6 protein-coding genes and 4 pseudogenes are annotated in these 7,735 nt (G+C 67.4%); 4 read left to right on the plus strand and 6 right to left on the minus strand.

What is annotated here, in order from left to right:
- The 3 genes and pseudogenes from ACWD35_RS44095 to ACWD35_RS44105 all read right to left on the minus strand — a co-directional run.
- Positions 1–403 (minus strand): annotated as a pseudogene (locus tag ACWD35_RS44095) (hypothetical protein); the annotation flags it as partial.
- Positions 404–796: 393 nt separating this feature from the next.
- A pseudogene (locus tag ACWD35_RS44100) lies at positions 797–1,471 on the minus strand (IS6 family transposase).
- A complete protein-coding gene (locus ACWD35_RS44105) occupies positions 1,465–1,929 on the minus strand; it encodes a hypothetical protein (protein ID WP_451356965.1) in 465 nt (154 codons plus the stop codon). The pseudogene ACWD35_RS44100 and the gene ACWD35_RS44105 overlap by 7 nt, the downstream one beginning before the upstream one ends.
- Before the next feature lie 255 nt (positions 1,930–2,184).
- On the opposite strand from ACWD35_RS44105, the gene ACWD35_RS44110 reads away from it, so the two are divergent.
- The 3 genes and pseudogenes from ACWD35_RS44110 to ACWD35_RS44120 all read left to right on the plus strand — a co-directional run bounded on the left by ACWD35_RS44110 (position 2,185) and on the right by ACWD35_RS44120 (position 5,888).
- Complete coding sequence (locus tag ACWD35_RS44110) at positions 2,185–2,979, plus strand: hypothetical protein (RefSeq protein ID WP_451356966.1); 795 nt, start codon at positions 2,185–2,187, stop codon at positions 2,977–2,979.
- Between the two features lie 157 nt (positions 2,980–3,136).
- A complete protein-coding gene (locus ACWD35_RS44115; RefSeq protein ID WP_451356967.1) occupies positions 3,137–4,255 on the plus strand; it encodes a DUF6183 family protein in 1,119 nt (372 codons plus the stop codon).
- A 473-nt stretch (positions 4,256–4,728) separates the two neighbouring features.
- A pseudogene (locus ACWD35_RS44120) lies at positions 4,729–5,888 on the plus strand (IS3 family transposase).
- Between the two features lie 88 nt (positions 5,889–5,976).
- On the opposite strand, the pseudogene ACWD35_RS44125 reads toward ACWD35_RS44120, so the two are convergent.
- Positions 5,977–6,356: pseudogene (locus tag ACWD35_RS44125) on the minus strand (DUF4240 domain-containing protein); the annotation flags it as partial.
- 197 nt (positions 6,357–6,553) lie between these two features.
- Here ACWD35_RS44125 and ACWD35_RS44130 point away from each other — a divergent pair.
- The gene (locus tag ACWD35_RS44130; RefSeq protein WP_451356968.1) at positions 6,554–7,135 is read left to right on the plus strand and encodes a hypothetical protein; all 582 of its coding nucleotides are present in this window, start codon (positions 6,554–6,556) and stop codon (positions 7,133–7,135) included.
- Between the two features lie 163 nt (positions 7,136–7,298).
- Here ACWD35_RS44130 and ACWD35_RS44135 read toward each other — a convergent pair whose 3' ends face one another.
- Both ACWD35_RS44135 and ACWD35_RS44140 read right to left on the minus strand, forming a co-directional pair.
- Positions 7,299–7,601 carry a hypothetical protein gene (locus tag ACWD35_RS44135; protein ID WP_451356969.1) on the minus strand — a complete coding sequence of 101 codons (303 nt, stop codon included), beginning with the start codon at positions 7,599–7,601 and terminating at the stop codon, positions 7,299–7,301.
- Between the two features lie 31 nt (positions 7,602–7,632).
- On the minus strand, positions 7,633–7,735 hold a 103-nt coding region (locus ACWD35_RS44140), incomplete at its 5' end, for an IS3 family transposase (protein WP_451356970.1).

Raw genomic sequence — 7,735 nt, forward strand, 5'->3', positions numbered from 1 at the left:
GGCCCGGCCGGACCTTCACCTCCGGCCCGGCGCCGGGGGCCACCGGCGCCTCCGCCTCCGCACCCCGCGCCGGCGGTGCGGCGGCTGCCTCCGGCGGTGCGACGGTGGCCGCCACCGGAGCGGCACCCGCCTCGCCGTGCCCGGCCGCCGCGACGGCGCTGTTGCCGAACATGTCCTGGGCGCCGGGTGCCGGCCGCCCAGGGAGGGGCGGGCCCGTCATCGGTCCGCCTCTGCCCACCCCCGTCACCGGCCCGCCCCCGGCCACCAGGGCGGCCACAACCGCCGCGTTGGACGGGACCGTCAGGGACTGTGCGGAACTGGTCGCCTCCGGCCGCTGCTTCGTCGGCGCGGGTTCCGCCGTCGACACCGTCGGCCGCACCGCGAGAGCCTTCGGTGCTGGCATCGGACGGAATCCCTCCCACAGCACGTCGGTGGCGACAGGAGCTCGGTGCCCGGGGACACTCCGACGCAGTGTGCCCACCCGGGCGTGACGCGATCGTCACCCCCGTGTCCCCTCGCACGTCGCGGCACACCACGCCCGGTCGATGCCGCGCTCCGCCCCAGGAAGGTGGCGTACCTTGACAGGCCGAAACCTGGCACAAGGTCGGCGCGCCACTCGCGCTAGTGTGCCTGCGTCAGCCTTCATATCGTCATAGGTTTCGGGCCCGCCGGGGCGGAAACTGCTCGACTGCTGGCCGCACAGGGTCATTCCGCAAGAAGGCGCTGTCACGTTGTCGGGTGCGTGGGTATACGACGGTGCGTCGGGGTGTCGTGAGGCCGGGTTTCGAGCTGGTGTTCAGGCTGTGGCGGGCAGACCGGTGGCGCCGGTGATCTGGTCCCAGATGGTGAAGCGGACGGTTGTCTCGAGGCGGTGTTCGGCGGCGGTCATCAGGTGCCGGCGGGGCCCGGAAGTGGGATGAGATGCCGCTGAAGGGGGACGGGAACCTCTGAGCCGCGCCGGCGCTGCGGAAGCCCTTCATCGCGCGTTCGCGCTGCCGGGTGGGCTGGTGGGAGTTCTCGGCCCGGTTGTTCAGCCCCTGGTGCGAGCGGTGCTCGATCGAGGGCATCAGCTCGCGGTGGGCGGTGCTGTTTTCTTCATGAGCCGGGCCAGGAACCGCTTGGCGGCCTTCGCGTCCCGCTTCGGCTGCACAAGGATGTCCAGGACGTTGCCGTCCTGGTCCACGGTCCGCCACAGGTACTGCCACCGGCCTTTGATCTTCACGAACACCTCGTCCAGATGCCATTTGTCCCCGGGCCGGGGCCGGCGGCGGCGCAGCCGGTCGGCGTAGGCCTGTCCGAACTTGGCGCACCAGCGACGCACGGTCTCATGGGAGACGATCACGCCGCGCTGGAGCACGAGCTCTTCGACCTCGCGGAAGCTGAGCGGGAAGCGGAAGTACAGCCACACGCACTGGGAGATGACTTCCACCGGGTACCGGTGCCCCTTGTACGACGGCGGTGCACTCACCACGGACAGCCCTCTCCCCTCTCCAGCGTGATCAACGCGAAGATCACCCCGCCCCGCCAGCCAACGTGACAGCGCCGTTCGCCCCAGTTCCGGCGTTGCCGCTGGATCCATGTGCCCAGATCATCGCCTTCGTACATCACGCCGGGGGCGATGTCGGGGAGCCGGCCGCCTGGTTCGTCGGCGGCCAGGGCGGCGAGGATGCGGTGGTGGCGTTGCCAGTCCAGCGGCCAGGGGCACTTCCAGTCCTCATCGATGGCGGTGAGCTGCTCGGCCCGCATCGCGGCGGCCTTCGTGTTCCTTCCAAGGCCGTGGGTGCGGCGGAGGTTGGCCATGAGCTGCCCGATAGCGACGGGCTGCCCGTCGGGGTTGTGCCAGACGGCGTCCTGACGGGGCGTGAGATGGCCATGCGCGTGGTGGTAGGAGCGCAGCATGGCTAGGGCGGCGTTCAGCGGCCCCGCCAAGGCGGCTCCAACTGGCGCCACTTCGCGGGTGATTGGTGAAGATCAGGCGATGTGGGGTGGCCCCGGAGGGCGGCTTCATTTGGGACCACAGGATTGAGATCGCCAGGATTGAGATCGCCGTCGGCGGATGCGAATGCCTGCGGTGTAGCGTCTGAGGCTGTTTGATCAGCCGTTCGGGGAAAGGACGTGGCGTTGGCGGGGCGGGTGCGGTCAGTCTGGGAGGAGACGCCGCGTGGGTTGCGTGCCGGGTGTGTGGTGCTGTGGACGACCGGTGTGGTGCTGCTGGCCCTGGGCTGGTGGGGAGATCATGAAGGATTCTGGGCGGACAGGGCGTTCGTCACCAACGTCTTCTCGTCCGTGACGGCGGCGGCCTTCGGCGTTCCGTTGGCCTTGGTCGTGCTCAACCGCGTCGGGATGGCGCAGGCCGATGCGGTGGAAGCACGCGCGGGACGGCGTCTGGCCGTGCGAGTGGCAGGCGATTTCGCCGCCTCCGTTCCCCGTCTGATCCCCGGACCTGGGGCCGGTCTCGATGAGGCGGCGACTGGACTGCTCGCATTGGAACGCGCTGCTCAGGACGCGATCAGGAACTGGGAGTCGGAACAGAACGACGCTGGGCTCAACGACCTGAGGCAATGGCTGGAGGACGGAACGCTGGAGCGTGCCCTGGAAGGCTTCAGGAGCGCGGTGCGGCCGGGGAAGCAGGCCGTTGCGGCGGTGGCCGAGGTCTCGGCACACTGGTCGTTTTTGAACACGACCGTGCGCAGTCGGCTGCTGGAGACGGGCGGGTCCTGGCTCGCTCCGCATCTGGCCGCCCAGATCGGTGAGTACGTCGCTCGGCTGACGGCCGACCCCTATATGGACGGCTGGCTGCGGGACCTGGACATCGCGGTGCGACGGTTCAAGAACGGCTCGGACGTCTCCAGCACTCTCCATGAGCTGTGGCGGCAGCTGGAAGCCGGCTCGGAGGTGGCCGAGGCACTGAGCGGACTCGGCGCACTGAGCCGGGAGGCATCCGATGTCCTCCATAGCCCGCCGCCTCCGCTGCGGTAGGCGCCCGGCCGTCCTCCGGCATTGGACCGGTTACTTCATCCCCATGGTCTTGTTCGCCTTGGTGCGAGCCAGGCGATACGACTCGGTGCCGGTCTCGATCAGAGTGGCGTTGAGTGAGCCGGTTCCCGCACAGCATGTCGACGTAGAGTCAAGGATCATGGAAGAGCCCGAGGAGAATCTGGCCCGCCTCGTATGGGGCCAGGCCGAGCAGCGCGCCGCGCAAGGTGACACCTCGTTCGTGCGCAGGCTGGGGTCAGAGTTGGCCGACCGGCATGCCGCCGCCCGCGAACAGGTGCGGGCCTACGAACGCCAACTCGCCCACGTCATACGTGTGCTCGCGCTCACGCCCGGCCACGACAGCCTGACACAACTGCTGCGGCTCCTTGAGGACAAAGCCCACACAGGAACGCACCCCGACCTGCGGACTCCCTTCGTCGCCTCGCTCCTCGCAGAGCATCAGCAGGTCCCCGACCTGGTCGCCACCGTCTTCGACCAGCGTGAGTGGAAGAAGCTGGACGAACTGCGCGCCTGCCTCTACCACGAGCTGCTGCTCCGCGGCGCGGACACCGACACCCACGGGCCCCTGCGGGACTGGACTCTTGTACGACCCGGCTGGCACCCTCTGGCCTGGCTTCCGACACACCGCCGCGACTTCGAAGCCGGCGTGAAATTTCCCAACCGTTCCTTGCGCGGCTCCGCCCGCGGAGTGTCGTCCCATCTGCCCACCACGGGCCGGATGGATCCACCCACACCACGCTCGTCCCAACCGTCCGCCCTCCACAACGTCGCCACTGTCGACGTGTACGAGACGATCGTCGCTGCTCCGCAGGCAGGCGACTGGGGTGCCTGCGAAGCCTGGGTCTTCCTGCTGGACGAGGCCATCACGCCCGACCAGGTGCCCGCCCTGCTGCCGACCCTGCCCATGGCCTGCATGGACGGACTCGGCCCGACGGATCGTTTCGAGATCGCAGTCCGCCCAATGAAGGACGTCTGGCACCTGCTATTCGAAACCGCCTCGATGGGAGGCATGTACAGCTCGGGCGTGCACGGTGCCTTCGGAAGGCTGTGGGCATGGCGCTCGATGGCGGCCCTCAGCGGCGCTCCGGCAGACGCGACCGCGCCGGAGGCGGAGCAGCACGTTCTGCAGAGTACGTGGTTCCACTTCGAAGCCGCCGCAGAGTGGTTCCACAACGACATCGGCTCCGACTACGGCATCGCCGCGCTCTCCCCTGACCGCCGCCGGATAGCCGTGCTGGCAGCGACGGACACCGACTAGTAGGCGAGGAAGCGCTGCCGGCCGAGCAGCGGATCGAGTGGATGGAAAAGCTGGCGAAGGCCCGGGAAGCCGCACAGGCCAGCGTGACCACGCTCAGGCAGGTGGAGGCGCTGATCCTGCAGATCTGACCGGTGCACGGCCCCGGGGCCTCGTTCCGGACCGGGGCCATCTGCTCTCAGATCCGACCCGCCGGCAGGACCGCCATGCCCCGCCCGCTGGGTGCCCGGCGTCTTCCCATGCACCTCCGCCCCACACGCCCAAGGCCTCCTCGTACGACGCCGAGCTTCACGCCTATCAGCCGCTCGGCGGTCCCGACGGCCCGGCCGTGCCAGCTGCCGAAACAGCACCTCGGCAGCCGAGCGCACCCATTTCACATGGGTCTGCTGCAGGTTTGGGTGACAGGTTGACCTGCCCCACCTCTCAGGTTCCAGTTCTGCTGGCTACCTGACGGCCTTCACGAAAGGCTGCCGGACATGCCCCGCGCCTACCCCGCTGAGTTCCGCGCCCGCGCCATCGCGTTGGTGCGGGCAGGAAAAGAACAGAAGCAGACGGCCGTTGACCTCGGCATCCATCCGGTCACGTTGTCGAAGTGGTTGCGCCAGGACGACATCGACAACGGCCGGCGCCCTGGCAGGGTCTCGGAGGAGTCCGCAGAGCTGCGTGCAGCGCGGCGACGAATCCGCGAGCTGGAAACCGAGCTCGAGATCGTCCGCAAGGCCGCCAAGTTCCTCGGCGAGGACAAGCCGACCCCAAAAGGCTCTACCCGGTGATCGACCGTCTCGTCGATGCCGGGGCACCGGTCGACCGATGCTGCCGGATCCTCGTGGTCGCCCGGCAGAACTACTACAAACACAAGCGCACCCCGACCACACCGCGGCAGCTGCGACGGGAGTGGCTGACCGGGCTGATCCGGGAGGTCCACGTCGCCTCACGCGGCACCTACGGCTACCGCCGCGTCCACGCCGAGCTCACCCTGGGCATGGGCATCCAGGTGTGCTCGAGGACCGTGTCGGTGCTGATGACACAGGCCGGGATCCACGGACTGCCCGGACCGGTGCGGATCAAGCGCCTGCGGGGTGCCGTCACCGCCGATGATCTGGTCAATCGGCAGTTCCATCGGCTGCGTCCCAACGAGCTGTGGGTCACCGACATCACGCAACACCGCACCAGAGAAGGGTGGGTGTACTGCGCGGCGGTCCTGGACGCGTTCAGCCGCAAGATCGTGGGCTGGTCGATCGACTCCAGACAGGACTCCACCCTCGTGGTCAACGCGTTAGACATGGCCCTCCGCAACCGGCGCCCCGAACCAGGTGGGATAGTGCACGCCGATCACGGCACCCAGTTCACCTCCTGGGTCTTCGGGGAAAGGATCCGCTCCACCGGGCTCCTGCCATCGTTCGGCACGGTCGGAGACGGCCTGGACAACGCAATGATGGAGTCGTTCTGGTCCTCGATGCAGATCGAGCTGTTGAACCGCAAACGGTGGAAGACCCGGGTCGAGTTGGCGAACGCGATCTTCGAGTACATCGAGGTCTTCCACAACCGACAGCGGCGCCACTCAGCACTGGGCTACCGCACCCCGATCGAGTACGAACTACTCTCCGAACAAGACACCATCCCCGCCGCCAGTTAGCCACCGCAGCTGGAACCCAAACCGTGGGGCAGGTCAAGATGTCACCCGATCGTGCAGCAGACCCAGACTCCCAACCGGGCCAGTCATCGTTCCACGTTTCCTGCGGACGGCCCACCAGGCTCCGGACTTCCGGAGCATTGGCCAGCGCGTCAGGATCGGCCACTGCCCGGGAGAAGGCTTCCCGGCCGAGTCCCACCATCCACAATCCGAAGTAGCAGAACCCGTCGTCCGAACACCGAAGATCCGGTCCGCAGCTGCCCATAGATCCCACGTGAACGCTTCGTGCGTCACCTCGTCCAAGCGCACCTGAAACTGAACGACCTCAGCCAGCGACCGTCGCGACAGTTCACCACGCAGCCACGCGAGCCGTTCGTCCGCCCCCCGGCTCCTCCACGAATGCCTGTACGAGCGCCCGAGGTTCTGGCGACGTGGAGCGGGAACGAAAGGGTCACATGACAGGCTTGCCACAGCAAAACAGGGCCTGCGACCCGTACCATCACTGCTCCAGGCGTTACTGCTTCAGCTTCCGCGCGTTCCCTATCCGGAGGATCTACCTGACCTGATACGCCAGCCACCAGGACCCAGAGAATTCGGCCATACAGGAGGACATGATGTCTGGAAGCAACGCCTCAGCCACCGAACTGACATCGCAGTACATCAGCCAGGTGACCAGCGACCTCGAACGCAATGCCAAGGAGCAGGAACGCATCACGGCTGAAATCGCCGCGCTGCAGCAGCAACTGGCTGTCCTGCAGCATGACCACAGCGTCCTGGACACCATGCGAGAGGCACTCGGCGTCCCGGCCCACACTGCACCGGCCGCTGAGCCGGCCGGCTCCACCGTGCCCTCGCCCCGGAAGAAAGCCGCCACTGCCGCCGGCAGGCGCCGGCAGGCGAAGAACGGCACACCTGCGCAGCCCGACGCTCCGAAGCGGCCCCGCCAGAAGGCCGCGACTGCAGCGCAGTCCGGAAGGCCTGCTCAGCCCACCCTGGTGACACTCATCGACCAGCATCTGGCCGATCAGAGCGAACCGCGCTCGGCAGCCGAAATCACCGCAGCCCTCAGCCAGGCACACCCGGACCGGGACATCCAGGCGACGGTCGTGCGCACCACTCTGGAAAACCTTGTGGCAAGGAACAAGGCCCAACGCACCAAGCAGGGCCGCTCCGTCTTCTACACCGCCCACAACACGCCGGAACCGACGGCATCCCCTGAGGCCGAGGAACAGCCCGACACTGCGGAATAGCCTGCTGAAGACGCACTTCGGTTTCCACGACCCTTCGCGTCAAGGGATGGGTCGCTGTGGCCAGGCCAAGCGACCCGTCGTAAGCATGGTGTCGGCGCGGGTTCGCAGCGTGCGTGGTCGTCGTCGGCAATGCATTGGTCGGTCCAGGATCATCGTCCCTTGATCATCGAGTTGCCCTCTCGCGTGGCTCAAGCCACTCGAGGTACCAGGTGCGGAAGGTGTGGCGGTTTCCCCTAGTATCAACGTGCGGCTCGAAGGGCGGGTTGACCGCACAGTCCCGGTCACGGAGTTCCCCGCGGTGCGGGCCGACAACGATGAGCCAGCTGGTCATCCCGCATCCGTTGTCGCTGATGTGAATCGCACCCCGCCTGCATTCCAGGTGCCAGACCTCGTCACCAGCATCGCCGAAGACCTTGCGGTACTCGTCCAGATAGTCGTCGTCCTCGTCACGGGGGGGTGGGCTCATGAGGCTGAACCTCGGGAGTGGACACCGGGTTTCATGCGACGAGTGACAGCGTATGTGATGTGGTGAGCTGTTGTTCGAACTCGACTGGTGTGAGGTAGCCGAGGGCGGAGTGACGGCGGCGCCGGTTGTAGTAG

It is taken from the genome of Streptomyces sp. NPDC002671 (genome assembly GCF_053592475.1).